We start from the raw sequence: 26123 nt of genomic DNA on the forward strand, positions 1-26123 counted from the left end.
GAGCCGCGGCACAGGGCCGGAATGCAAATGAAAAAACCATCCCTCAACGCGCCCCGACGGTTGACGTGGACCAACGCAGGCCTTGCCCTTGCCACCGCCCTCGTGGCGGGCAGTTGCCTCGGAGCTCCTGCGCAAGCCGTGGCAACGGCACCCCAGCCGGCTCCGTCTGCCACGTCGCAACCGACGCCATCGCAGGGCCCACGTCCCGCTCCGACGGGCACAGACGCTGTGGCTCCCCAGAAGGATGCCCAACCGTATGTCCCTCCGACCGCACCCGCGGAACCCAAGCCGGGAACCGCCGTCGGACCTTCCTCCCCGCCGACGCAGCCGCCCGGCCAACCGTTGAACGAGGCGGCGCAGGCGCCGGATCCAAAGGCGTTGCCGGGCAGCGGGCAAGACGCGGTGGCAAAGAACGCGGCGATGAGATCAGCTATCCCGGCCGGCGGAGCCGAGATGGGACAGCGCTCCCCACGGGTCACTGCCGCCGCCCAAGGAAAGGGTTCCCCGGCACCTGCGGACGCCCAAACGCTTGAGCAAGCCCCGGTCCAGCCCTTGGGGGCTGACACAGGACACTGGCGGCCCAGCATCGGGATTGCGGGCCAGGACGTCAGTGCCCACCAGGGCAACGTCGACTGGCAGAGCCAATGGAACCAGGGCTCGAGGTGGGCATACGTCAAGGCAACTGAAGGCAATTACTACCTCAACGAAAACTACGCCCAGCAATACGACGGCTCACGAAACGCAGGCATGGTGCGTGGGGCCTACCACTTTGCCATTCCCAACTGGTCCTCAGGCGCTGACCAGGCCAGGTATTTTGTGGCCAATGGCGGAGGCTGGACCGCGGACGGTTACACCCTTCCGCCCGTCCTCGACATTGAGTACAACCCCTATGCCGGACGCACCATCAACGGCTTCTACTTCGGGAACACGTGCTACGACATGTCCAAGGCGCAACTTGGCCAGTGGGCCGCAGACTTCGGCAACACCGTCATGGCGCTGACGGGCCGGTTCCCTGTCATCTACAGCACCACGGACTGGTGGAACACGTGCGTGGGGAACTCCACTTTCGGCAGCTATCCCTTGTGGATCGCCTCCTACTGGAACAACCCCACCAACACGCCCGGAACCTTGCCCGTGAGCTGGGGCAACTACTCCATGTGGCAATACAGCAGCACCGGACCGTTCGAGGGTGACTCCAACATCTTCAACGGCAGCTACGACCAGCTGCGGACCTTCGCCCGGGGTGCGGACACCCCCTCCGCCCCCTCCATCAGGTCGGGGGCAGACGTCCTGGCGACCAGCTCATCCGGTCGGCTGGACAACTTCCCGGCAGATGGCCAAGGCAGCATCACGGGTCCGGTCGCCATTGGCTCCGGGTGGGGCAATGCCAAGGCCATCTATGTGGTCGACTGGAACCAGGACGGGGTCCAGGACATCCTCTCCCAATGGCCCGACGGCAGCCTTCAGGTGTACCCGGGAGCCCCCCGCGGCGGCTTCCTTGCCCCCATTCAAGTTGGGTCAGGCTGGCAGGAAATGTCTCTTACAGTTGGTTGGTGGAACTCCAAAGACGCCTACCCGGGGGTCATCGGGCTGGACGGGGACGGCAATCTCTTCCGCTACCAAAACGCCTCCGGTCGGGGCTTGGGCGGAGGCGTCCTCATTGGGACGGGCTTCGGCGGTCACCAGATCAACCAACTCGACTTCGACGACGACGGCAGCCAGGACATCGTTTCCAGGACGTCCGACGGAACCATGCGGCTCTACCGGTCGAACGGGCTCGGATCGTTTGTTCCCGAAGCAAGCAGTGTGATCGGCAACGGCTGGTCAGCCATGACCTCGGTCAGCTCCTCATCCGGGTTCAACGGGTCCGGTTCGCAGGGCCTGCAGGCACGCGCCGCAAACGGTGACTTGTTCTACTACCCCGCGGAATCGGGATCGTGGGGCAACCGCTTCCTGACCGGCCTCGGTTGGAATGATGCCGCGCTGATCAGTGGAGCCCCGGTAGACGTGGCTTCAACACTCGGCGTCGACGCTGCCGACGTCCTGGCCGTACGGACGGACGGCAACCTCTACCGCTACGCTGCAACAGGATCCACGTCGCTTCTCGGCGCGGAACGCATCGGCACGCAGTGGACTGGGCTGAAGGCCGGTTTCCTCACCGATTGGAATGGGGATGGTGCCCTGGACATCCTCGCGCAGTGGTCCGACGGCCGCCTGAATGTCTATCCAGGCCTGAAGGGCAGTGGCTTTGGGTCCCCGATCAGCCTCGGGACGGGTTGGAAGGACTGGACGTTGACAGTCGGCTCATGGAAGAAGTCCGATGCCCTGCCAGGCATCACAGGCTACGACCCTTCGGGCCGCATGTTCTACATCAGCAACCCCAACGGCAACGGACTGGGCCCCCGCGTGCAGATTGGCACGGGTTGGGGAGGCCTTGAGATCCTGCAAATGGACTTCGATAAGGATTCGAACGCCGATCTTCTGGCCAAGGGCAGCAACGGTGACCTGAGGCTCTACCGGTCCAACGGAAGCGGTTCCTTTATCCAGGAGTCGCCGAGTGTCATCGGGGTCGGCTGGGACGCCATCTCCAGTTTTGGAGCCGTTAAGGGATTCGCGGGAACCGGCACCTCGGGAATCATCGCCCGGACCACCACCGGCGATCTCCGCTACTACCCCGTGGGCCAGAACCGGGCATGGGGCCAGCCCAGTACCGTGGGCACCGGCTGGAATGGCTTGACCATTTTTAGGCCGGCTTCCAGATAGAACCATGGCATGAAGGGCCGCACGCTTCTGAATGGAGTGTGCCGGCCCTTTTTGTTTAACCAAATACCCGAAGAGAAAACGATAAATATTTGGTGCATCTGACACGCCGGATTCCGCGCAACGCGTGATCTAATGAAGGTGGTCTCACGTATTGGCTGTTAAGCGCTACCGGGAAACGGGCTTTGTTTGGGGGCAAACGAAGGTCACCATTGCGCACAATCAAGGAGTGATCTTTCATGGCGTTTACCGTTTCGACGGCCCAAGTGAGCATTTCGCCATCGCTTGACGTCAATCCGTATATGGCCGGGTACGGAACGCTCGACGGCGGCCGTGAGGCCACCAGCAGCGACCCCTACGAATCATTGTGGGCCCGGGCCATCGTCCTGTGGGAGAACGGCTCCCCCAACCTGATCATGAGCGTCGACATCCTGGCGCTGCCCAGGTCCATCCATCAAAGGGCCCGCCAACGCATCCTGGCCCTGGCAGACTGGTCCAACAGCGACATCCTGATCCAGTCCACGCACACCCACAACGGCCCAGTGGTGATCGATACGCTCCACCCATTCATGTGTTACGGCTTATCGGACCTTTCGATGGTCGAGACCTACAGCCAGCAACTCGAAGATGATCTGGTGGAGGCAGCCCAGACTGCCCTGAATGCCGCGCAGACGTCAGTGACGCTCGACTACAAGGTCACTACGGCGAGCATCGCGTACAACCGCGCAGGTCTTTCCTATCTTGAGAACACTGTGCCCGTCATTGTGATGCGCAAGGGAAACGGCGTGCCCCGTGCGGTCATCTTCAACTACGCGTGCCATCCTGTCGCAGCGGGCATGCGGACGCTGTTCGACGGCGATTTTCCTGCGGGGGCGTGCAACTACATCGAAAACAACAACCCGGGGTGTTTCGCATTGTTCCTCCAAGGTGCGGCCGGAGATCAAAACCCCATGGGCGTGCCCAGCTGGGAACTGCGGGATGAATACGCCACAACACTCGGCTCAGCGGTTTCGACGGCGATGCAGAGCGCCGGTCGCACAATCGGCAGCCCCCTGCAAACCAGTTACAAGGAAATCCAAATTCCCTTGGACATCACTCCGACCGCAGGAAACATGGCAGCCGTTCGGGCGGCGTACGCCTCACGGCTGCCGAACCTCGACGGAAACCCTGCATGGTACGGACGTCATGCCCAAGTCATGATCGGCCGGATCGACAGTGGCAGCTACGCGACATCCGTGGCCTGCCCGTTCCAGGTGTGGAAGTTTGGCGGCAGCCCCCAATTGAGGATCGGGATCGTCGGGGGTGAGCTCGTCAGCGGTTACGCTGCGTACTTCCGTGGAAGGTACGGCGGAGCGAACGGCGTGATCGTCGGTGGCTACGGAAATGAGTCGTGCTACTACCTGCCCAGTGCGCAGTTCCTCCCGCCCTACTCGGCCGGGGGCAGCTACGAGGGGGGCTGGGATCCCGATTACCCGGGCATCGCAGGTGGGGCCATGACGGTGTACGGGCACATTGCACATTTCAAGGGCGGCACCACCGGCGTTGAGGCCACCATCATCAACACCCTGGACGGCATGTTGGCCTAAAGCCTTGCCCGGGCCCTGCTCCCTTGATCAGGGACCCGGGTTGATTCGTAGTGGTATCGATACTCAGATCGCCCACATATCCGTTGACCAGCGTCTTTTGCCGGGCAACCATGGAGTTGGAGGTCACCATGAGAGCGTTGTACCCACTGGCGGCAGCTTTGCTGCTCCTCGTTTCCGGTTGCTCCACGGCCGCTCCTCCACAGCCCACGGCCAGTTCGACGCCATCAGCAACATCCTCGCCAACACCAACGCCCTCCGGCACGGAAGCGGGCCCCACCACGGACCCGGGCAGCGGCCAAGGAGCGGGCAGCGGCCAAGGAGCGGGCGCACCCGATGACTCCGGCCGATTCTCCTACCTCTGTTCAAGCCTCGACGGCGTACCCGACGTGACGCTGTCCAGCCTCGCCGAAGTCTGGTCTTCCACGGGATATCTTCGGCTGGCTTCCTGCCAGGCACGGTACGAAGGACCGGACCCGTATGAACCGACGGAAGACGAAGCAAGAATCATCTCCATAGCCCAGCCCGGAGTGAACCCCTCCGATGGCCTGGACGCCTACCTTGCCGCTTTGGGGCTGTGCACCCGTGTCAGCGATGATGCCGCGTCCGAACTCTTTGGCCAGAGCCCGCGACCCCTGCTGCGGGCGGCCAGCGAACTGTGCCCTCGCGGTCCGCAGGGAAAGATCATTGCACTCTGGGCGTCAGGGGCAAGGGCAGCCGACGGCACCTACCCGGTGTCGGCTGATGGATTGACGCCGGGCAGGTTCCATCTGCGCAAAGCCCCTCCCGAGGGATGTGCCTGGTCCGTTGCCGGGGTGGACGGCAAAGTGAAGTCGACGGGCGGCGCAGCAGAAGGACAGTCCGGAATCACGCTGGCAGAAAAAGACGTCCTGACTAGTGACAAATGCGGAATTTGGGAGAAGATAGAGTAATGCAGCCGGCAACGGCTGGGGCGAAAATCCAACTGCATGCGGAGCTGGGGAGCATCCGAATGAAGTGGGGATCCCTCGGTGGACATGCCAAGACGCGCTATCGTCCAGCTTGGCCTAGTCGGTCTCGTTCTTACGGGCTGCTCGGTCAAGGTCGTTGAAAATGTTGAGCCATTCAAGCTCGGCGTAACTAATGTCGGCGATGCCGTCAAACCACGCGTTGAAAGACCCGAACCCGTAAAGCGCTATCAATTCGAGTGCCGTGGGCCAAACGGACTTCCGCTGATCATTCTGTCCAGCCTCGAAGAAGTATGGGCAAACACCCAATACAAGAAATTCTCGGATGTCGTGGTGACATTCGTCGGCCCTCAGCCGTGGGTCCTGACCGCAGAAGAAAATGCAGCGGTCAATGTTGCCGTCGCGGCCGGCGCCACGGGGTCGCGCAACGACATCCTCCTGGCAATCATCAAGGCATGCACCCGAAGCAACCCGCCAACCATCAGTACAGCACTTTTTGGCTTGGGCGGCGTACCGATCGTCAAGGGCGCCCTGACCCTGGCACCCATGGCGCCGCAATCGGCAGTCCTGACAAAGTGGCTGAAGGAAGTGGCGTGATGATCAGGCAGATGAAGAACGACGGCGGACTGGGGCGTCGGGCGCACAGGGTCACCACTTTCTGGGCTGCTTCGATCCTGGCCGTAGCCGGAATGACCGCAGTGGTTTCCAGCACTCCCGCCCACGCGGACCAGCAACGGCAGGTCATTGGGACCGGGCTGACCAAGTCCGCGGGGTCCGTACTGGACCCCCTCGGCCACGTCTGGGTGTCGGACAGCGTTGCCGGCTTCTGCCGGATGTCTGAGCCCTCCAACGGCCAGCCGGGCACGATTGATAAGAGCACATGCTTGGGCGGGAGCTCGCAAGGCGGCAGCAAAGGCCCAGTGTTGCCCGGAGTCGCAGTCGTCCTGGATCCGACCCCTTCCTCAGTCGGAAGCGGCGACGAGACCGCGTTCATCCCGGACGCCGCGGCCGGGAGTTCGCGCCTGGTCAGGGCGGTTTGGGATCCGCCGTCGGACCTTTTCGAGTACAGCAGTACCCTGTCCATCCTTGATGGCGATGTTCGCCCAAACGCTGTCAGCGATGGCCCCGACGGCAACATCTACCTGTCATTTGCGAACGCACGATCGATCATCAAGATCGTCGATCCCACCATCATGCACCCCAGCATCGAGACCATCGCATCGGTGACCACAAAGTCCCTGGGCCTGGTAGCCGCGGGACGGGACAGCAACGGCCACGTCAGCGTCTATGTCCTGGAAACCACCGGGATGAAGGCCTTCTCAGCCCCCGATGATGGGGATATGACGAACTATGTGCCCGCGGCTTCCTACAACGTGGGAATTGCGTCGTCCATCCATTACGACTACGACGCCAACGTTATCTATGCCGGTACCGGAACGGCGGCCACGGCTGCTGACGCCGGAAAGGACAAGGTATCGAAACTTGACCTGACAACCGGCGTCGTCGACAACTCGTGGGCCTTGGGCTTCAGCAAAATCGGCGGACTCGGGATGCGGGGCGGCCAGCTCCTGGTCATGGATGACCCCGGTCAGTTGAACGCGGCACCGGCCACCGGCCAGGGACGCGTCAGTATTCTTGGCGGCGTAACAGCAAAGATCACGTCCGGGCCTACCCAGGCGAATGGGACACAAGCGCCCAACCCTGACTTCACGAATGACACCACACCAACATTCGGAGTGAGTTCCGATCCCGCCGGCAGCGCCTTGGAATGCTCCATGGGCGGCGCGTGGACGGACTGCACCAGCGGTACGTACACGGCGGCAACCCTGACCAACGGATCCCAGACCTTCTCTGTCCGGCCCGCCCCCGGAGGAGTTCCGGTGTCACGGACCTTCAAGGTGGACACGGTCGCCCCGGCGCCTCCGGTCTTCACGGCGCCAAACAGCGGGCAAGTGGTCAACGGCAAGCCTGTGCTGGGCGCAACCTTCGAAACTGGCACAACCCTGGCCTGCTCGGTCGATTCAACTGCGGATAGTGCCTTCAAGACCTGCGTACCCGGAGACACCTTCAGCCTGACAACCGAGGGTGCTCACACCTTGCGGATCCGCAGCACAGACCCGGCAGGTAACGTCAGCCCTGCTACATCGATAAATGTCACAGCGGACCTGACGGCACCACAAGTGGCCATCACCGCTCCGGCAAGTGGAGCCACCGTAGGAGCCGGGTACCAATTCATGTTCTCGTCGAACTCCACGGACGTCGCAGGATTCCGCTGCCGTTTGGGCACCAACGCCTTCACGGAGTGCACTTCACCCAAGGTCTACGCTGATATCGCCAACGGTGCCAACCGGTTCGAGGTAGAAGCCAGGGATGCTGCAGGCAATACGACAGTCGCCGGCGTCAACTTCACTGTCTTCATTGCTGATACCACTCCACCCACGGTTTCAGCCGATCCCGCGGCCGGAACATATGGTCCGGGCACCAAGATAACGTTGACGGCCAACGAAGCCGGCGCCAAGATCTACTACACGGAAAACGGCACCACGCCGACAACAGCCAGCACCCTATATGCAGGTCCGATTGCGATGGGTACCAAGACGGTCAGTTTCATCGCCGTTGACGCATCCAACAATGCCTCGGCACCTCAGTCCCGAGCCTACGTACTGGACAGCACTGCTCCTGTTGTCACTCCCAGTCCGCTGGGTGGAAACATTTCGCTCGGACAGAAGATCACGTTGACCACGGAAACCGGGGCCAAGATCTACTACTCGACGGACAATTCCACCCCGACCCTGACAAGCCCGAGCGGTATCACGACTGTGACCCTGACTCCAACCGCAACCACAACAGTGAAGTACTTCGCAGTTGACGCGGCAGGCAACCAATCTGCCGTAGCGTCGCAGACCTACACAGTGCCCGCAGCACCGGCGAACACGTGGAAGGACTTCAACGCGGACAGCAAGAATGACGTCCTTGCCCGGGACAGCGCCGGCACGCTGTGGCTGTACCCCGGAAACGGAACTGGTGGCTGGCTGACCAGGGTCAACACCGGCACAGGCTGGAACAACTACAACCTGCTGGTTCCAACCCGGGACTTCAGCGGAGACGGCCGCAGCGATGTCCTGGCCCGTGACTCCGCAGGCCAGCTCTGGCTCTTCAAAGGCAATGGCCTGGGTGGCTGGCAGCCTGCAGTTGCGGTTGGCTCCGGGTGGACCGGCATGACGTCGATCGTGGCACCTGGCGACTTCAGCGGCGACGGAAAAGCCGATGTCCTCGCCAGGGATGCATCAGGCATTCTGTGGCTCTACAAGGGCGATGGCCTGGGTCAGTTCAGCTCCGGCCGGACCCAAGTGGGTTCAGGGTGGAACACCATGAACGCGATCTTCAGCACTGGAGATTTCAACGGAGACGGGAAGACAGACATACTGGCCCGCGACACCGGGGGCGCCCTGTGGCTATACCCGGGCAACGGCTCCGCTGGCTGGGGTACCCGCTCGCAAATCGGCAGCGGTTGGGGTGGCATGACTGCACTCCTTGGCCCCGGCGACTTCAACGGCAACGGCAAGGCCGATGTCATGGCCCGCGATGCCAGCGGCAACCTTTGGCTCTATCCCGGGAACGGCAGTGGAGGCTGGCTGGCTTGGAGCCAGATAGGCACAGGATGGCAGGGTTTCACTTCCCTCCCATAAAGCCGAAACAGGGGTAGCTTGCCCTTTGGAAGGGTGCACCGGAGAATATCCGGTGCACCCTTTTGGTTTGCGCAGTGGCTGTCCCGGTGTCCTCAATGCGCCAAAAGTGGCCTCCGGTCCACAGAAGGCATACTGCGATGAACTAGACTGAGGGTTTGCAAGGACCTCGTGACGCCAGCGTTGCGGGCTGTGGCTGGCGTATAAGAATCTCGTCGGCACGAACTACCGAGGAGAGTCTTGACTTTCGACCAGGCAGGCCAACCGGACCTCTCCGTTGTGATCCCGGTCTACAACGGAGAACGGATATTGGCGGCAACAATGGCCCGTCTCACCGGCTATTTGACCAGTGGCACCTCCGAGATCATCATCGTGGAAAACGGATCCACGGACAAAACACTTGAGGTTGCACGTCAGCACGCTGTTGACACTCCCCACGTCACCTTCCACGTACTCCAAAGCCAGAAGGGGATGGGCAACGCCCTCAGGACCGGCATCGAAGCCAGTTCGGGCCGCCGGGTGCTTCTCACTGCGGACGACCTCCCTTTCGGAACCGACGACCTCGACGAAGACAAGAAGCTGGACCCGAAGCCCCATATCGTCATCGGTTCCAAGGCGCACAAAGACTCCAACATCCAGCGCAGTCCTCTGCGGGGACTCACCACTTTCGGTTTCAAGACCCTGCGCCAGGTCATCCTTGCGTCCAGGGTTGGCGATTCACAGGGAACGTTGATTGTCGACGGCGACTGGTTGCGGAGCATGGTCGACCGCTTCGACGATCCGGGCTTCCTTTTCAGCACGCAGGTTGTCTACGCAGCGGAGAAACAGGGTTTCACAATCGTCGAGGTGCCCGTCACCCTGGCGCCCGACGACGATCCCAGCGAAACCACCATCCGCATTGCCGACGTCGTCAAGATGTTCAAGGGATTGCTGGCCATGCGCCGCCGTCGTCGTGAATTTGCAGCCGCGCCCAGCACAGGAACCCACGCGTCATGACAGGATCAATTGCCGAGACGCCCTCGAACGATAACGACCTGAACCAGGAACAGCCACCGGCGAAGAGCGCCAAGTCCAAGCTGGTCGACTTCGCCCGGCGGGCCTTGGTCGTCCTCGTATTCGCGGCAGCTGTCTACTTCATCGCCACCCAGTGGCCGCAGGTGCAGGCCACAGTATTCGCCCTGCAGTGGTGGCAGATCCTTCTGTCCCTCCTCGCTCTCATCCCGGGAGTCCTGCTCGGCATGTACATGTGGCGGGTCGTGATGAGCAGTCTCCTGAAGTCCGTGGACATCGAACCCCCGGGACTGGTCCTCAACCAGATCTACCTGGTGGGTCAGATCGGCAAGTACCTTCCTGGATCTGTCTGGGCCTTCGTCCTGCAGATGGAATTGGGCCGTAAGAACGGGATCGCACGAGCCCAGGTCTTTGTGGCCTCACTGGTCAGCACCGGAATCACCATTGGTGCGGCCCTGGTAGTCGGCGCGTCGTCGCTTCCCATCCTTGTCCAGCGGGAACCCAACCTGCAGTGGCTGTACGTGATCCTTCCGGTGGTCATCCTGGCCATGAACCCCAATGTCGTAACCTTCCTCGTCAACACTGTCCTTAGGGTCTTCCGGCGCCCGCCTCTCCCCGAGCGGATTCAAGCCAACACCATGGTGAAGGCTTTCATTCTCGGTGTCCTCATGTACCTCTGCTTCGGGCTCCATCTGTGGATCCTGGTGGGCCATGAGGCCACGCTGGACCTTGCCACGTTCCTTGTACTCACCGGTGCCCTGGCCTTGGGCATGACCCTTGGGGTGCTCGCCTTCCTGCTTCCGGCTGGTGTGGGGGCCAGGGAAGCGATCCTCATCCTGGCACTGGCCGGAATGATGAGCGCAGGCGCGGCTACGGCCATCGCAGCCCTCTCCCGGATCATGTTCACGGTGGCCGACCTGCTGTGTGTGGGCATCGCCTACATCCATTTCCGCTGGCGGCACCCAACTCTTGCCAAGGCCCCTGCCGAGCAAACGGACAACAACGCCAACTAGCGGCCGGTTCCGCAATGGCAACCAGCCCTCAAGGACGCAAGCCCCGCAGACCGCCCAAGGCAGTCAGCCAACTTTCATACACATGCCGTGCTAAGGAGCAAGGTACCACCATGACCGCAGGAACCTCGGGGGCAACTGCCCAGCGCCGACCGCGAACCAGCCGGCGCTACTTTATGCAGCGCGATTGGCATTGGGGCATCGTCACCGCCGCGATAGCGGCCGTTGCCTCCATCATTCCCAGGCTCTTCAATCCCACGTTCTACTACTGGGATGACATGATGCAGTCCTTCCTCCCCCTGTGGCGCCACATGGGCGAGGAGATCCGCTCCGGCCGTTTCCCCTTAATGGAACCCGGTGGATGGGTAGGCGGCAACATCGTGGCCGAAGTCGGCTACGGCATCTTCAACCCGGTGAACATCGTCAACTCGGTCATCGTTTCGAACTTCGAAAACCTGTCCCTGGCGAGCTACTTCATCATCATCCAGTTCATCGCACTGCTGGCCTTTGGCACCTACATGCTCGCCCGTGACTACGGTTCGAACCGGCCCTTGGCACTGGCCGCCGGCGTTGCAATCCCCTTCAGTGGATTCACGCTCTTCTATGAGGCTGCCCGCTGGCCCGGAGGCCTGATGGCGTTCGCATGGATCACCGTGTTCTGGTGGTCGGTTCGCCGCTACGCACGCCGCAACACCTCCCCCTTCCTGCCTTTCCTTCTGGGCTTCCTCACCATGACTGCCGGCAACCCCTACGGCGCGATCGGCGTCATCCTGGTCCTCGGTGCCGTGGCCGTCGAGCTGATGCTGATGCGCCACTGGCGCAGGCTCATCCCTATCGTTATCGTGGGCGCCCTGGTAGGACTGACAGCGGTCCTCGTGTACTTCCCGCTGCCTTTGAGCTCCGCTGTTACCGTGCGGCAGCAGAACGAAATCCTGAACGACCTCTTCCTGTCACCGGATATGTCGTCGCTGCTGACCATGAGCACGTCCTCGATGACTCCCCGTATCAACAATTTCTGGGCGCCTATCGACAACGTACCGTCCAGCTACCTGGCCTGGTTTGTCCTTCCGCTGCTTCCATGGCTCGATTTCCGGAGCTTCCGCGGCAGGTCCCGCCAGATCTTCAGCATCTACGTCATCACCGGTATCTACTTCCTGCTGACCTTTGCACCTTCACAGGTGCTGGTCTTCCGCTGGCCGATCCGCCTGATCGAATACGTCTACCTCGGTGTCATCGTCCTTGTTGCAGTGGTCGCCTCTGCCGGACTGAAGACCACTGCCTGGAAAAAGCGGCTTTTCATCACCGTGGCGATCCTCGCTTTCGGCACGTATCGGGCGTGGTCCATGGTTCCCGGTGGTGGCAAGTGGCAGATCTTCACGCTGGCTGTCACGCTGGGCCTGGTCTGCCTGGCCATCTTTGGCTGGCGGCGCTTTGGATACAAGGGCCTGGCGGCCGTATTGGTTATTGGAACCATTGCAACGCTTGGAATGCAGTCCAGGCAGTTTGTCCCCAATAACGCTGTGGCAGGAATTGGATCGCCGGTCGATGCCGAGACGCTTCGGGATGCCACCAGCGACTACAAGGGCAATACCATCCAGATCTTCAACACCATGAAGATCACTGGAAAGGAATTTACCGGGGGCCAGTTGCTTTATGGCAACCAGATCCTCAACGCTGACGTCAACAACAGCATGGGCCGCTACAGCGGAATCAGCTTCACCACGTACGTCAACGCCCTGTGCATGAACTACCGTGGCGAGACGTGCCCGCTCGCCTATACGGAGCTGTTCAAACCGGCCTCCGACAAAATCGACGCCACACTTGCAGACGTCCTGCAAGTGGAAACGGTCGCGGTGCAGAAGACCCTCATAGCACCTGATCAACTTAAGGTTGCACCGGGATGGTCGATCGTTTCCTCTGACGACTCCCGGACCATCCTGCGACGGGACAAGCCCCTCCCCTACCCTGGAACGGTTTCCTGGGCATCTGAGGGCGTATCCGTGCAGGACTCCGTCCGGAATGGGACTGATGAGAAGGTCACCCTGTCCGGCTCTGGCAGCGCCGGTCAACTCACGCTCGCCCGACTCGCGTGGCCCGGCTACTCAGTCAAGGTTGACGGCCAGCCGCAGACGCTGACCCAGGGACCCGCAGGCGTCATACTGGTCGACGTTCCAGCCGGAGCCAAGTCAGTCGACATCACATTCACGACGCCGGGACTCACCATAGGACTCGCCGCGCAGGCTCTCGCCTGGTTCGGGATTCTGCTCTTTACCGTCATCCATTATGTTCGCCGACGCCGGAACACCACAGCAGCTGAGACCACAGCACCGAAGACCGCACAGAAGGTGACTGTCTAGGACCCAAAGCACGACGGTTCCAGTCAGCCCAGGAGCGTCCGTCCCGTCACGGGATGGACGCTCCTTTTCTCGCTGGTGACGGCTCACTTGGGTATCCCGCATGTCCCGGAACACGGAGAAGGCCCCCCTTCTCCGTGGAGATGGGTGGCCTTCCTGTCCAGTACCCGGTAACGGGCTACATCACATTCGATACGTCAGCGGTCACGCAGCCAGGCTACGGCTTCCTGGGCTGGACCCTCGAACTGCACGGTTCCGTCCGAAAGGACCACCCCGCGATCGCAGATGCGGGCAATCATGTCCAGGTCGTGGCTAACCACAACCAGGGTACGGCCTTCATCAGAGAGTTGCTTGATTTTGGCCAGGCACTTCTTCTGGAAGGGTTCGTCGCCGACTGCCAGGATTTCGTCCACCAGGAAGATGTCAGGCTGGGTATGGACAGCCACTGCGAAGGCCAGCCGAAGGAACATACCCGATGAATAGAACTTCACTTCGGTGTCAATGAACTGCTCAATCTCGGAGAAAGCCACGATGTCATCGAACTTATCGTTGATCTCCTGCTCCGTCATACCCAGGATTGCAGCATTGAGAAATACATTTTCACGCCCGGACAAGTCCGGGTGGAATCCCGCGCCAACCTCGATGAGACCGGCAACCCGGCCCTTGGTCCGGACCGTTCCCTTATCGGGAAGGATAACGCCCGAGATGAGCTTCAACAGCGTGGACTTGCCTGAACCGTTGAAGCCCAGCAAAGCGACGGTCTCCCCCGGCTGGATTTCGAAGCTGACATCGTGCAGGGCATCGAACTTCCTGGTCAGGTCTCCCTTGCGGCCCTTCACGAGCCAAACAAGGGTCTCTTTCAGCGAGTGCGAGTGCCGAAGATTGAAGGTTTTCTTCAACCCTTTGACGATTACTGCGGCGCCCAACTAAACCTCCTGCGCAAAATGGCCCTCGAGCCGACGGAACACGAGCTGGCCGATGACCAGGAACAGTGCTGCCATGCCCAAACCAACGAACCCCGTGATCAGAAGATGCGGTGGCAATTCCACCGGCCGGTCCACGGTGGGGTACCAGAACGCCCAGTGGAACAGTTCCACAGCCACCGTAATCGGGTTCAACTGATAGACGAACAGGACCCACGGTGCTGCCAATCGGCGGATCATGGTCCAGTCATAAAGCACCGGCGAAGTCCAGGTAATGACCATCATCAGCATGTCAACGATGTTCTCCGCATCGCGGAAGAAGACGTTGATGGCTCCAGCCAGCAGACCCAGTCCAGTGGCCGTGACCGCAACAATGACGAATCCCAGGAGGGCACCGAAAAGCTGCATAACGTCAGGATGCCATCCGTTCAGCAATGCAGCAGCAAGCAGCACCACCAGTTGCGGCAGGAAGTGGACTGCGGCCACCCACACGGACGCCACGGGGAAGAGCTCGCGTGGAAGGTATATCTTCTTGACCAGTGCTGCATTCGACACAATCGAACGCGTTGCGTTGGAGAAGGCTTCGGTGAAGAAGTTGATGACAATAACGCCCGAGAACATGTAGAGCGCATAGTTGGGGATCTGGTCCCCGACCCTCAACACAATTCCCAAAGCGAAGAACAGCACGACGTACTGGACCAATGGCTTGACGTAGGACCAAGCCAAGCCAAGGACGGACCCGCGGTACCGGACCCGAAGTTCCTTGCGGACGATCAGCTTCAGAAGGAAACGCCGGCGGTAGACATCCAGAAGCCCGGCGCCTACCCCCGGAACAGCATATGTATCAGTGGAATTGGCCATCGCTACTTGCTGGGCTCCGACGCTTCAAAGGTTTCCCGCCATGATTCCATGGAAGTGATCTCCGGAAGGGCTTCGCGGTATTGAGCCCGGAGCGTTTCCCAGTTCGAGAAAAGCTGTGCGTGCAACTTGGCGGATTCGACCACAAGTTGGCGGGCCAATTTCGGATCGCGAAGGTGCCATGATGCACCGGTACCGTCGGCGTTGGAGACGACTGCACTGTCCAAGTGCGCCAAGCTCCACCATTTGCCATCCTGGTGGGCAACCTGGGCTTCGGGGTTTTCCTTCGCGGACTCTCGGACGGGAGCCAGGGTCTGCTTCAGGACCGTCTTCACGGCCCAAGGAAGCAAGCCAAGGGCACCGGGCTGCTTGTAGGACTGCGGCTTCTTCGGCGGACGCTTGCGGAACACCTCGGGGAACGCACCCGGGTCAGTCTTGACCTGTGAGTCCGGGAACTCCTCGCGCATGGCACGCAGCTTAGGCATTGTGGTCGGCAACTGCTGATGCAGGTTGCCGGGCCCCGCCAGGACATCCTTGAGCGCCATGATGCGAGCCTGCTCAGGGTAGTACTGCATCGAGACCAAGTGCTTAACGTCGGCATTCAGGCTTTCGCGAAGAATGCGACCACCCTTCGGGAACGGCGAATGCAGCAACGTGGCAATGAGGCGGTTGCGCTCGTGATAGTAGGCCTGCCAGTCGACGGAGTCGTCCTTGTCGGCCCAAGAGACATGCCAAACGGCAGCACCCGGCAAGGTCACGGTCGGGAACCCGGCAGCGCGACCACGAAGGGAGTATTCGGCGTCGTCCCACTTGATGAAGACCGGCAGCGACAGGCCGATTGTCTCCACAACGGTCTTGGGGATCAAGCACATCCACCAACCGTTGTAGTCCGCGTCCCAACGCCGGTGGAGCTGGGGTGTGGACCGCAACCCGGCGGCGGAGAAGTCGTGGTTGCCCAGTCCTTCCACGGGACCCCAGAGGAAACGGTAGAAGTTCACGACTTCGGAGTAGGCGTGCAGCACGGACTTGTTGTACATGTCGAACATGTGGCCACCCACGATCGTGGGCTTCCGGCAAAGGTCGGCGAAGGCCACCGCGCGCATAACGCCTTCGGTTTCCAGCTCAATGTCGTCATCGAGCAGCATGACGTAATCGCTCTTGTCTGAGACGACCATCTCGTACATGTTGCGGGCGAAGCCACCTGAACCACCGAGGTTTCCCTGGTTGATGATCCGCAGCTGTTCGCCCATGGACTCTGCAACGGCGTCGAATCCGGCTTCGTCGGCAACCTTCTTGTTGCCTTGGTCCACAATGATCAGTTCAGCGAGGATTTCACGCAGGCCCGCATCGGCGTCGATCGACTTGATGGTTTCAAGGCAGTAGTCGGCGCGGTTGAAGGTGGTCACGCCGAGCGTGACCCGGCCCTGCGGGCGGCCTTCATCCGGCACGGCCCAGTGCGCGGTCTTCAGCGTCATGCCGTCCCCACCGGCAATCAGGTCGAACCAGTACCAGCCGCCGTCTCCGAAGGGTGCCAGCGTCAATTCGAAATCGTTGCTGGCCGAACCCTCAACAAGCACCGAGTCCACGCGCTGAGAGGCTCCGCGGGCGTTGGAGCGGTAAACGATGACCGTTCCTTCGCCCTCGGTCTCGAGGTGAAGGACGGTCTTCGTGGCAATGGTCCATTTCCTCCAGTAGCTGGCAGGAAAGGCGTTGAAGTAGGAACCGAAGGACAGACGCTCGCCACGGCGCACCTGCACCGAGCCACGATCCAGGATGTCTTCCGGGTGCAGCTTTCGGGCCATTCCGACCGCCTGCACGACGGCGCTGCTGCCGCCGTCGTCCTTCTGCACCTTGCTGGTGTCCGGGTCGACATAAAGGGGCAGCGTGTCGAGGTCGCGGTTGGCCGGGAAAATCACCCGCTGAACGATGCGCAGGCTCTCCTGCGTTGAGGCTTCCGAGGCATTTTCAGCCGTCATGGCAGTCTCCTGGCTTTCGTTGGTAGTAGCGGTCATGCGTCCACTCCTCCGCTTTCAAGCTTGGCGCCACCCGTGAAGTGCGGCTTGATCTTGTTATCGAACATGGACAGTGCCGAGCCGATGGCCATATGCATGTCGAGGTACTTGTAGGTTCCGAGCCGGCCACCAAACAGGACCGACTTCTCGCCCCGGGCCAGGTCGCGGTAGGCCAGGAGCTTCTGGCGGTCATCGGAGGTGTTCACCGGGTAGTACGGCTCGTCGCCCTTTTCTGCAAAGCGGGAGAATTCGCGCATGATGACAGTGGCATCCTTGGTGTAGTCCCGCTCCGGGTGGAAATGCCGGAACTCATGGATGCGGGTGAAGGCGGCATCGGCGTCGGGGTAGTTCATGACAGCGCAACCCTGGAAGTCCTCGATCGGGAGCACTTCTTCTTCAAGGTCGATGGTGCGCCACGACAGGTCGCCTTCTGCGTAGTCAAAGTAGCGGTCAACCGGGCCGGTGTAGATAACCGGAACCTGGCCCAGCACCGCAGACCGGCCGTACTCGCCGTCGTCGAAGAAGTCCGCGTTCAGGATGACTTCAATATTGGGGTGGTCCGCCATGCGTTCGATCCAAGCGGTGTAGCCGTCAACCGGGAGGCCCTCATACGTGTCGTTGAAGTACCGGTTGTCGTAGTTGTAGCGCACGGGAAGCCGCGAGATGATCTCTGCCGGCAGGTCCTTGGGATCCGTCTGCCACTGCTTGCCGGTGTAGTGCTTGATGAAAGCTTCATACAGGGGACGGCCGATCAGCTGGATGCCCTTGTCGTTCAGGTTCTGGGGATCCGTGCCCGCGAGTTCGCCGGCCTGCTCTGCGATCAGCGCCTTCGCCTCCGAGGGGCTCAACGCGGAACGGAAGAACTGGTTGATGGTGCCCAGGTTGATGGGCATCGGGTACACCTCACCCTTGTGGTTGGTGTAAACCTTGTGCTGGTAGCTGGTGAACTTCGTAAAGCGGTTCACATACTCCCAGACGCGTTCGTTCGAAGTGTGGAAGAGGTGCGCGCCGTAGCGGTGAACCTCGATTCCAGTCTTCTCTTCGTTTTCGCTGTAGGCGTTTCCTCCAATATGGTGGCGGCGATCAAGAACCGCGACCTTCAGCCCCAACTCGGTAGCGGCGCGTTCTGCAATGGTCAGGCCAAAGAAACCCGAGCCGACGACGACGAGATCAGCGTTCACAAACTCTCCTGTGTATTGGCGTGCGGGCACAGAAATGCCCACGTCTACTGGTCAAGGCTACCCGACGTTCCGATTGTTCCCCGATTCGGGGGCCGGCCGCGCAAGCCCTTCCCATGGGTCGAAAAAGCAAACGGGAGGCCTGGCACTGGGCCAGCCTCCCGTCCATCCTTGCGTGAAACTTGGTACTAAAGCGCGATCACGGAGCCTGAATCGGCCGATTCAAGTACGGCCTCTGCAACCCGGAGCGTCTCAAGGCCTTCGGCCATTGTGACAATGTTCATCGACTTTCCGAGGACAGCGTCCCGGAAAGCCTCGTGCTCCATCTTCAACGGCTCACGCTTGGCCAATGCGAAACGCGTGGATGAACCTTCCGAGACCCCACGGAATGCCGCGACAGAGTCCCAGTCCGTCTGGAACGTTCCGTTCTCGATGAATGTCAGGTCAGCAGAAATCGTGTCGGCGATATAAGCACCACGCTCACCCAGGACAACCGTGGTCCGTTCCTTCATGGGAGACAGCCAGTTCACGATGTGGTTGGTGACAACCCCGCTCTTCAGGTGGCCAATGGCCGTGACCATGTCCTCGTGCTGCCGACCGCTCCTGGACGTGGTGTGCGCCATGACGTTGACGAAGTTGCTTTGCGCAAGCCATGCCGTGAGGTCGATGTCATGCGTGGCCAGGTCCTTAACCACCCCCACATCTGCAATGCGCGAGGGGAACGGCCCCTGGCGCCGAGTGGAAATCTGGTAAACCTCGCCGAGGTCTCCGTTGCCCAACCTGTCGCGAAGGCTTTGCAGTGACGGGTTGAACCGCTCGATGTGACCAACCGCGCCAATCAAGCCACGGGAGTCGAAGGCTTCGGCGATCCTGCGGCCGGAAACGGAGTCATTCGCGATGGGCTTTTCGACGAGGCAGTGCACGCCGGCCTCGGCGAGCTTCAGTGCCACTTCCTCGTGAAGAACCGTTGGCACAGCAGCGACAGCCATGTCAATGCCCTGCTCAATCAGTTCATCCACGGAGCCGCAGACGGTCAATCCATTGGCAACGTTGTGCGGGTCCCCGAAGGAATCCGCTACGGCCACCAGGTCCACGCCTTCGAGTTCACGGATGACGCGGGCGTGGTGGCGCCCCATCATTCCCAATCCGATGAGGCCTGCGCGGAGATTCGCCACTAGCTGCCTGCCTTTGCAACGGCGTTGACCGCGGCAACGATCCGGTCAAGGTCGTCCTGGCTCAACGACGGGTGAACCGGGAGCGAAAGCACGCTTGCCGCCGCTTCCTCGGTAACCGGCAGGTCATCGGAGGTCTGGAACGGAGCGAGCCGGTGGTTGGGGATGGGGTAATAGACGCCACAGCCCACGTTGTACTCCTCGCGGAGTGCCTTCGCGAAGCCGTCGCGGTCCTCTGCGATGCGGATGGTGTACTGGTGGTAGACGTGCTCGTAGCCGTCCGCAACCTTGGGAGTGACGACGCCCTCAATGTTGGCGTCGAAGAAGGCTGCATTTTCCTGGCGTGTCTTCGTCCAGGCTTCGACTTTGGTCAACTGCACGCGACCAATTGCAGCGTGGATGTTGGTCATCCGGCAGTTGAAGCCGACCAGTTCGTTCTCGTACTGCCGTTCCATGCCCTGGTTACGCAGCAGCCGAAGCCGGCGCTCGACGTCGGCCAGGCCCGTGCTCACCATGCCGCCTTCGCCGGACGTCATGTTCTTGGTGGGGTAAAGGCTGAACATTGCGAAGTCGCCGAACGTACCGACCTTGCGTCCGTTGACGGCCGCGCCGTGGGCCTGTGCAGCGTCCTCGAAGACCTTGACGCCGTGCTTTGCCGCGAGTGCGCCAATGCCGTCAACATCGAAAGGGTGTCCGTAGAGGTGGACAGGCATGATGGCAGCCGTACGATCCGTGATCTTCGACTCGACGGAAGCGGGGTCCAGCGTGTAGTAGTCCGGGTCGACGTCGGCGAAGACCGGCGTTGCGCCGGTCAATGCAACGGAGTTCGCGGTGGCAGCAAAAGTGAAGGACGGAACGATGACTTCGTCCCCGGCACCGATACCGGCAGCCAGGAGGCCAAGGTGCAAACCGGAGGTGCCGGAGTTAACCGCCACCGCTGCCCTGCCGTCGAGGAGGACCTGCGAGAATTCCTGCTCGAAGGTTGCCACCTCCGACCCCTGGGCGAGCTGGCCGGAAGCCAGCACGGCGTCTACGGCCTTCCGCTCGTCTTCGCCAATGATGGGCTTTGCGGGGGGAATGAATTCGGGGCTCATGCCTCTACCTCTCGAAGAATCTCGTTCTGTTCAACATACGTTGCGCCGGTTTCGGGGCACACCCAGTTCTCTCCGCTGCGCTTCAGCGGGAATCCGGCCTTGCCAACCCAACCATGGCGCTTGGCCGGAACTCCGACCATCAACGCAAAGTCCGGGACGTCTTTGGCAACTACTGCTCCGGCAGCCACGGTGGCCCATCGTCCAATGGTCACCGGGGCGACGCACACGGCGCGGGCGCCAATGGACGCACCTTCGCGAATCGTGACGCCCACAGGTTCCCAGTCATGGGCACTCTTCTGGCTCCCATCCGGGCCAACGGCACGGGGGTAGGTGTCGTTCGTCAACACCACGGCCGGGCCGATGAAAACTCCGGCTTCCAGTTCCGCGGGCTCATAGACAAGTGCATAGTTTTGAACTTTGCAGTTGTCCCCCATCTTGACCCCGGTGCCAATGTAAGCACCCCGTCCTACGATGCAATTGACGCCAAGTTCGGCCTGCTCGCGGACTTGGGCCAGATGCCAAATCTTTGATCCATCACCAATTACAGCCTTGTCTGAAACATCGGCGCTCTCCGCAACCACTATCACCGGTGAAGGTCCTTCCTCATTGAGCACACGCGACAACGAAACTCATCTTAGCTGAGACACCATGCCACGGCGTCAAGTCACCGGCATGGGGAACAGGCTTGGCCCTGTTGTCCACATAGGCCATGAGGGGTCCTGAACTCCCATCGCCGAATCCCTATCGTCGGTGGTGAAGCAGTTTATTGCGAAAGGAAACACGATGCCCCTGGAGTGCACACTGGTCCGCAGCCCCGGTGCGGAGCGGAATGTCGAGCCCACTGAATTGTCCATCGCAGTGCCTGCCGGAACGTCCGGCGTCGACGTTCAATCCCTCATTGCTGAAACCCATGGCACTGCCCTTCTTACTGTTCAGGGACTGGAATTAACTGCTCTCACCGTGGGAATTCCCCCGTTGGTTTCCGGCGCCATCCTGGTGGACGGCCCTCCGCTGCAGCCCCAGACTCAGGAGGGCGGATCGGTCCCGTTGGTGCTTCTGGCCCACTCCGGCCCGGCCGCCGGCTCGGTTTTCCGGCTCCGGCGCGGGCGGTTCATGATCGGACGCGGCCAGGTCGATATCCAGATACCGGATTCGGCGATGTCACGGGAGCACGCTGTACTGGAGGTTAGCGGCACGGCAGTAGTGGTGAGCCAGATGGAAGGAGCTGCACCCCTGTACGTCTGCGGGAAGGCAACGCGGCGAAGCCCCATCAACTCGGAATCCTCGATCCGCTGCGGCAACTCGACTTTCAGCATCTCCCCTGACATAGGAGGAGCCGCATCGCAGTTATCTACTCTCGCTGGATGCTCGGTTGAAGAGCCCCTGGACGTGGTGCACGCATCACCCACAACCCGCCGCCTGCCCTTGGCGCTGGCAGCAGGACTGCCGCTGATAGCCGGCGTAGCACTGGTCGCTGTCACTGGCACATGGATGTATCTCGGATTTACTGCACTTTCCGCAGTCAGCCTGCTGGTCCCGCTACTCACTGGCCGAAAAGAGCGGAAGGACCGGCTTCAGGCCCTTTCCCAGGCAGTGCAGGAAGATATTGCCCGACGCCGGCGGTGCTCTCCCTCGGCCGCCGATATCGTCATGGCAAAGTACCGTCCACCCCTGGCCATGGGAGCGGACAGCCAGGAACTTCAGTACCCGGCTGGGCCTTGCCAGCCAGAGAAGAGTCCGACGACGGACGGGGAGCCGACGTCGGGCGACGGCACGTGGGTGCGGCTCGGCACCATGATGAATTCCGCGGCGAATGTTCACATGGTGCCTCACGATCCCCGTTTCCAGCCGCCTGCCATCGGGACAGCCGCTGTGACCTTGGATCCGAAGATCCCGCTGGTGAGGCTTCGTGGACACCAGGACCATGTGGACGCCCTGCTCCGATTTGTGCTGATGCAGTTAGGCAGTTTCCAAGGCTCGTCCCAGACACCCATCATCCTGCTGGGACCGATCAGAAGACTGCCCTTGCCCGCCCGTTTCCTCAGCACCGTGACCCTGGCAGCCAGTAACCTGACAGCCATCACTGCCCTTAACCGCCATGGCATTCCGCCTGGCAGGCTCTTTATCATCGATGATCCCGGCGGAAGCGGTGAATCCATAACATCGGTGCTTGCAGCCGCACGCCGGGTTGGCTGGCAGGTCATCGACTGCTCCGGCTGGGCGCCGCATCTGCTGCCAACTGTTGAATTGGGGTCATCCGGGACCGCTGGCGTCCTTCGGGTGGAAGGCTCCCACCAGGACTTCATCCCCGACCTCATCCCCGTGGACGTCTTTGACGCTTTCTGCCGGTTCTTGGCGTCGGAGACATGGAACAAGAGGGCCGGTGGCGGCGACGACATTCCCGACAGCTGCTCGTTCACTGATCTGCATCAGGGCGGACCGCGCAGGCTGCTGCGACGCTGGGCGGACCCCATAAGCCGAACCGGTCTTATTGCGGTGCTGGGCCAGGGCGGCGCTGGCCCCATGACCTTCGATTTCAAGATCGACGGCCCACACCTTCTGGTTGCCGGGACCACGGGCTCCGGGAAGTCGGAACTGCTGCGAACCTTGGTAGCATCCATAGCCCTAAACCACTCACCGGACTACGCAACGTTCTTGTTCATCGATTTCAAGGGTGGTTCGGGTTTGGCTCCACTGGCGAGCCTCCCGCATTGCGTAGGGATGCTGACCGACCTCACCAAGCATCATCTCGACCGCGCACTCGTCTCACTCCGTGCCGAAATCAGCCGCCGGGAAGAGGCGCTTGCAGAGGCGCGCGTGTCAGACCTGAGTCAGTACCACCGTTCGGATCGGCAGTCCTCCCCCATACCGCACCTGCTTCTGGTCATTGATGAGTTCCGCATGCTCGTGGACCAAGCGCCCGGCGCTCTTCAAGAACTCATGCGCATTGCAGCCATCGGGCGTTCCTTGGGAATCCATTTGGTGATGGCAACGCAAAGACCCCAAGGAGCCCTCACCGCCGACATCCGGGCCAACGTCACCTCCAGCATTGCGCTGAGGGTGCAATCCGACGCAGAGTCTTTGGACATCATCAACAACAAGGCTGCGGCTTCCATTCACGTTGGGAGTCCGGGACGCGCGTTTCTGGCCAGGGCCTCAGGAGACGCCGAAGAATTCCAGACAGCATCACTGGACGTGCCTTCCGCAACGGCGTCTTCCGGATCCGGGTCCGCCTACGGGCAGGTCCTTGTCAAGCCCGCTACCCAGGCCATATTGCAACGCGCTGTCGCCGACGCCGGGCCCAATGAGCGCGATGAACAGGCGAGCGCAGGGACGGCCACCATAGCGTCCACTCTCCCTGAACTCTGGCAGGCCATGGGCGGGCTGCATCCGCGCTCTCCAATAGCCGACCCGCTGCCCGATTCCATAGCCTGGAACCACAGTCTCCCGGCCCCCGGACCGGCCCAAGGCGAGGACTCTACAACAGCCTCATCATGGCGCGTTGGACCCTTTGCACTCGTGGATGCGCCAGCCCAGCAAGTCGTCGAACCCTTAACGTGGATTCCGGCCCAACATGGACATCTGGCCATGATCGGCAGCACATCCAGCGGCGTGATGACCTCCTTCAGGGCAGTGGCCGCCATGCTGGCCACAGCCCATCCACAACCTCACCTCTACGTCCTTGACGCCATCGGGCTGTTGGAAGACGCGGCTCAAGAGCAACTCCTCGGGGGCCGTGCGGGGCTGCACCAATTGCCCCTCGCGGCGCGAATCGTCAAGCGCCTTGCAGGGGAGTTGGATGTTCGACGCGACCCCCGGAATGCCGCACGATCCGGCACTCCACTGGTACTGATCGTGACGGGGTGGTGCTCGTGGTCCAACGCCCTGCGGAACGGGATTTTTGGATGGGTAGAGGCGGCATTGCACGACATCGTCCGCGACGGCACTCCCCTCGGCATCTCTGTGCTGATCTCAGGTGAGAGAGAGCTCGTCAGTTCGCGCTTCTTCGCCGCAGTCCCCAATCGGGCGTACTTTCCCAGCGGGTCCACGGAGGAAGCGCGTTTCCATTGGCCGCGGCTTCCCGAGATCGAAGACGTCGCTGGTCGGGCTGTGGTCACCGGTAATTTCATTGACGGCCACTCCAACGTTGCACAGTTCCGGGAAGCTCCAGGGTCGGGCGCATGGCCCTTCAAGGACCTGGAGAATTCTGAACCGCCTTTTCGGATCAGGCCACTTCCTGACATGCTCAGCGCCGAGGAGTTCTTCCGGTGCCTGGAAGAAGTGCGGCAAAGTGCTGTCGTGCCCGAAGCCTGCACCACGGCTCCGGTCCCCCGGGGCTCGGACCAGTTTTCCCCAGATGGAGATGCACGAGCCCCCCTGTGGTTGGGCGTTGGGGGCGATGAGGCCATTCCCGTTGCCCTCCCTCTTCCGGAACGGGGCGTCAGCGCCATTTTGGGTGGGCGCTGCTCCGGCAAAAGCTCCGCGCTGGCCGGCCTCCGGCACCTTAACCCACTGGTGCCGTGGGTATACCCTGACGGAGCCGACAGTACAGGTTCGTTTTGGGCTTCCATCGCCGACCAGGCAGAAGCCGGCGCCTTGGATCCCAACAGCATCCTGCTGGTGGACGACGCGGACGCCATGAATGCCGAGGGCCGCCATGCGCTCACCGCGCTGACAGGTAAAGTCCGGGGAATCGTGCTTACAGCCACGACGGGACCGGCACTCGTGCATCACATGCCTCTGGCCGGCGACGTGCGGTCCTTTGGCGCCGGAGTGGTCTTGGCCCCGTCAACACCGCATGACGGTGAACTCTTTGGAGCAAGGCTCGACGATGTTGGCCCCGCGCGCCCAGGCAGGGGTTTCGTTATCCAGGGAAAAGAGGTGACTCCATATCAAGGAGCCCTGGCAGCCCATTGACGTCTGATGACGAGGACGGAGCGGCCTATAGTGCCGCTGACGTGCCGCCGGTGCGTGATGCGTAAGCGATGACGTCCTTTTGGAACAAGAACACTATCGCCGCGAGTGCGGGAATGATCATCGCCAAACCCGGCAGCACCAAACCGCCGGTCATGGTCGGGAAGCCGATGGTGAGGACGAACAACTGTGCCACCAACGCGGCCGCACGGGTCCACCGGTAACCCCGGAACAGGAAATGGCCTACGGCAAACAGCCACGCAGAAAAAGCCAAGAGCAACCCCAGGGTAAAAATCGCACCCCAGAACGTCAGCACAGGCGCTCCCGTGAGCAGCTCGAATGCATACCAGGCAGCGGCGCCCAGGAGAGCCAGTGCTTCCAGTACGACAACCAAGGAAATGACTGCGACGCCGAGCGGTCGCGGAGTGCGTCCGGGTGCCCCGATCGTGCCGGGCGTCGATACGGCGGGCCCGTCTTTTCCGTCGGGTTCGGGCGTGGATTGGCTGGGGTTAACTGGAGGTCTTGACACACTGGCACACTACCGGACATAGTCATCTAGCAGTGAGGGCACCGGCCGCTGATGTGATGCATCGCTCACGGATTCCGGGCATTTGGTCCGCT

General features: G+C 61.4%; 17 protein-coding genes. 9 read left to right on the forward strand and 8 right to left on the reverse strand.

Annotated elements, in window-relative coordinates:
- Window positions 1-27: 27 nt before the first annotated feature.
- From NEK97_RS07490 to NEK97_RS07525, 8 genes are all read left to right on the forward strand, one after another.
- Window positions 28-2763, forward strand: coding sequence for a GH25 family lysozyme (locus NEK97_RS07490; protein WP_374111518.1), 2736 nt, complete (start codon window positions 28-30; stop codon window positions 2761-2763).
- Window positions 2764-2999: 236 nt separating this feature from the next.
- Window positions 3000-4346: a hypothetical protein gene (locus NEK97_RS07495; RefSeq protein WP_257369188.1), complete on the forward strand. Its 1347-nt coding sequence runs from the start codon at window positions 3000-3002 to the stop codon at window positions 4344-4346.
- A gap of 128 nt (window positions 4347-4474) precedes the next feature.
- On the forward strand, window positions 4475-5275 hold the full coding sequence (locus NEK97_RS07500) for a hypothetical protein (RefSeq protein WP_257369189.1): 801 nt from the start codon (window positions 4475-4477) through the stop codon (window positions 5273-5275).
- Between the two features lie 84 nt (window positions 5276-5359).
- On the forward strand, window positions 5360-5887 hold the full coding sequence (locus NEK97_RS07505) for a hypothetical protein (protein ID WP_235520587.1): 528 nt from the start codon (window positions 5360-5362) through the stop codon (window positions 5885-5887).
- Window positions 5887-8979, forward strand: a complete 3093-nt coding sequence (locus NEK97_RS07510) for a chitobiase/beta-hexosaminidase C-terminal domain-containing protein (RefSeq protein WP_257369295.1) — start codon at window positions 5887-5889, stop codon at window positions 8977-8979. The genes NEK97_RS07505 and NEK97_RS07510 overlap by 1 nt, the downstream gene beginning before the upstream one ends.
- A gap of 237 nt (window positions 8980-9216) precedes the next feature.
- Window positions 9217-9972: a glycosyltransferase gene (locus NEK97_RS07515; RefSeq protein WP_257369190.1), complete on the forward strand. Its 756-nt coding sequence runs from the start codon at window positions 9217-9219 to the stop codon at window positions 9970-9972.
- On the forward strand, window positions 9969-11000 hold the full coding sequence (locus NEK97_RS07520) for a flippase-like domain-containing protein (RefSeq protein WP_257369191.1): 1032 nt from the start codon (window positions 9969-9971) through the stop codon (window positions 10998-11000). Before NEK97_RS07515 ends, NEK97_RS07520 begins: the two co-directional genes overlap by 4 nt.
- Before the next feature lie 110 nt (window positions 11001-11110).
- Window positions 11111-13354, forward strand: coding sequence for a hypothetical protein (locus NEK97_RS07525; RefSeq protein ID WP_257369192.1), 2244 nt, complete (start codon window positions 11111-11113; stop codon window positions 13352-13354).
- A 194-nt stretch (window positions 13355-13548) separates the two neighbouring features.
- Here the strand turns inward: NEK97_RS07525 and NEK97_RS07530 are convergent, their stop codons facing one another.
- From NEK97_RS07530 to NEK97_RS07560, 7 genes are all read right to left on the reverse strand, one after another.
- Window positions 13549-14277, reverse strand: a complete 729-nt coding sequence (locus NEK97_RS07530) for an ABC transporter ATP-binding protein (RefSeq protein ID WP_257369193.1) — start codon at window positions 14275-14277, stop codon at window positions 13549-13551.
- Complete coding sequence (locus tag NEK97_RS07535; protein WP_235520592.1) at window positions 14278-15135, reverse strand: ABC transporter permease; 858 nt, start codon at window positions 15133-15135, stop codon at window positions 14278-14280.
- Window positions 15136-15137: 2 nt separating this feature from the next.
- Entirely contained in the window at window positions 15138-17144 is a 2007-nt protein-coding gene (locus tag NEK97_RS07540; protein ID WP_235520593.1) for a glycosyltransferase, read from the reverse strand.
- Complete coding sequence (glf, locus tag NEK97_RS07545; protein ID WP_235520594.1) at window positions 17141-18325, reverse strand: UDP-galactopyranose mutase; 1185 nt, start codon at window positions 18323-18325, stop codon at window positions 17141-17143. Before glf ends, NEK97_RS07540 begins: the two co-directional genes overlap by 4 nt.
- A 185-nt stretch (window positions 18326-18510) precedes the next feature.
- Entirely contained in the window at window positions 18511-19497 is a 987-nt protein-coding gene (locus NEK97_RS07550; RefSeq protein WP_235520595.1) for a Gfo/Idh/MocA family protein, read from the reverse strand.
- Window positions 19497-20588 (reverse strand): DegT/DnrJ/EryC1/StrS aminotransferase family protein, encoded by a 1092-nt coding sequence (locus NEK97_RS07555; protein ID WP_235520596.1) that lies wholly within the window; start codon window positions 20586-20588, stop codon window positions 19497-19499. Before NEK97_RS07555 ends, NEK97_RS07550 begins: the two co-directional genes overlap by 1 nt.
- The gene (locus NEK97_RS07560; RefSeq protein ID WP_211714185.1) at window positions 20585-21202 is read right to left on the reverse strand and encodes an acyltransferase; all 618 of its coding nucleotides are present in this window, start codon (window positions 21200-21202) and stop codon (window positions 20585-20587) included. Before NEK97_RS07560 ends, NEK97_RS07555 begins: the two co-directional genes overlap by 4 nt.
- 169 nt (window positions 21203-21371) lie before the next feature.
- Here NEK97_RS07560 and NEK97_RS07565 point away from each other — a divergent pair, with 169 nt between their 5' ends.
- Window positions 21372-25505, forward strand: coding sequence for an FtsK/SpoIIIE domain-containing protein (locus NEK97_RS07565; RefSeq protein ID WP_257369194.1), 4134 nt, complete (start codon window positions 21372-21374; stop codon window positions 25503-25505).
- A 25-nt stretch (window positions 25506-25530) separates the two neighbouring features.
- Here NEK97_RS07565 and NEK97_RS07570 read toward each other — a convergent pair whose 3' ends face one another.
- Window positions 25531-26031 carry a hypothetical protein gene (locus tag NEK97_RS07570; protein WP_374111519.1) on the reverse strand — a complete coding sequence of 167 codons (501 nt, stop codon included), beginning with the start codon at window positions 26029-26031 and terminating at the stop codon, window positions 25531-25533.
- Between the last annotated feature and the right edge of the window lie 92 nt (window positions 26032-26123).

The organism is Paenarthrobacter sp. UW852 (assembly GCF_024608385.1).
Taxonomy (GTDB): domain Bacteria; phylum Actinomycetota; class Actinomycetes; order Actinomycetales; family Micrococcaceae; genus Arthrobacter.

Excerpts from the sequence above, each read along its gene's own strand:
- NEK97_RS07520 (WP_257369191.1), top strand. The coding sequence starts at position 9,969 with ATGACAGGATCAATTGCCGAGACGCCCTCGAACGATAACGACCTGAAC.
- NEK97_RS07525 (WP_257369192.1), top strand. The coding sequence starts at position 11,111 with ATGACCGCAGGAACCTCGGGGGCAACTGCCCAGCGCCGACCGCGAACC.
- NEK97_RS07495 (WP_257369188.1), top strand. The coding sequence starts at position 3,000 with ATGGCGTTTACCGTTTCGACGGCCCAAGTGAGCATTTCGCCATCGCTT.
- NEK97_RS07510 (WP_257369295.1), top strand. The coding sequence starts at position 5,887 with ATGATCAGGCAGATGAAGAACGACGGCGGACTGGGGCGTCGGGCGCAC.
- NEK97_RS07490 (WP_374111518.1), top strand. The coding sequence starts at position 28 with ATGAAAAAACCATCCCTCAACGCGCCCCGACGGTTGACGTGGACCAAC.
- NEK97_RS07540 (WP_235520593.1), bottom strand. The coding sequence starts at position 17,144 with ATGACCGCTACTACCAACGAAAGCCAGGAGACTGCCATGACGGCTGAA.
- NEK97_RS07500 (WP_257369189.1), top strand. The coding sequence starts at position 4,475 with ATGAGAGCGTTGTACCCACTGGCGGCAGCTTTGCTGCTCCTCGTTTCC.
- NEK97_RS07535 (WP_235520592.1), bottom strand. The coding sequence starts at position 15,135 with ATGGCCAATTCCACTGATACATATGCTGTTCCGGGGGTAGGCGCCGGG.
- NEK97_RS07505 (WP_235520587.1), top strand. The coding sequence starts at position 5,360 with ATGCCAAGACGCGCTATCGTCCAGCTTGGCCTAGTCGGTCTCGTTCTT.
- NEK97_RS07565 (WP_257369194.1), top strand. The coding sequence starts at position 21,372 with ATGCCCCTGGAGTGCACACTGGTCCGCAGCCCCGGTGCGGAGCGGAAT.
- NEK97_RS07555 (WP_235520596.1), bottom strand. The coding sequence starts at position 20,588 with ATGAGCCCCGAATTCATTCCCCCCGCAAAGCCCATCATTGGCGAAGAC.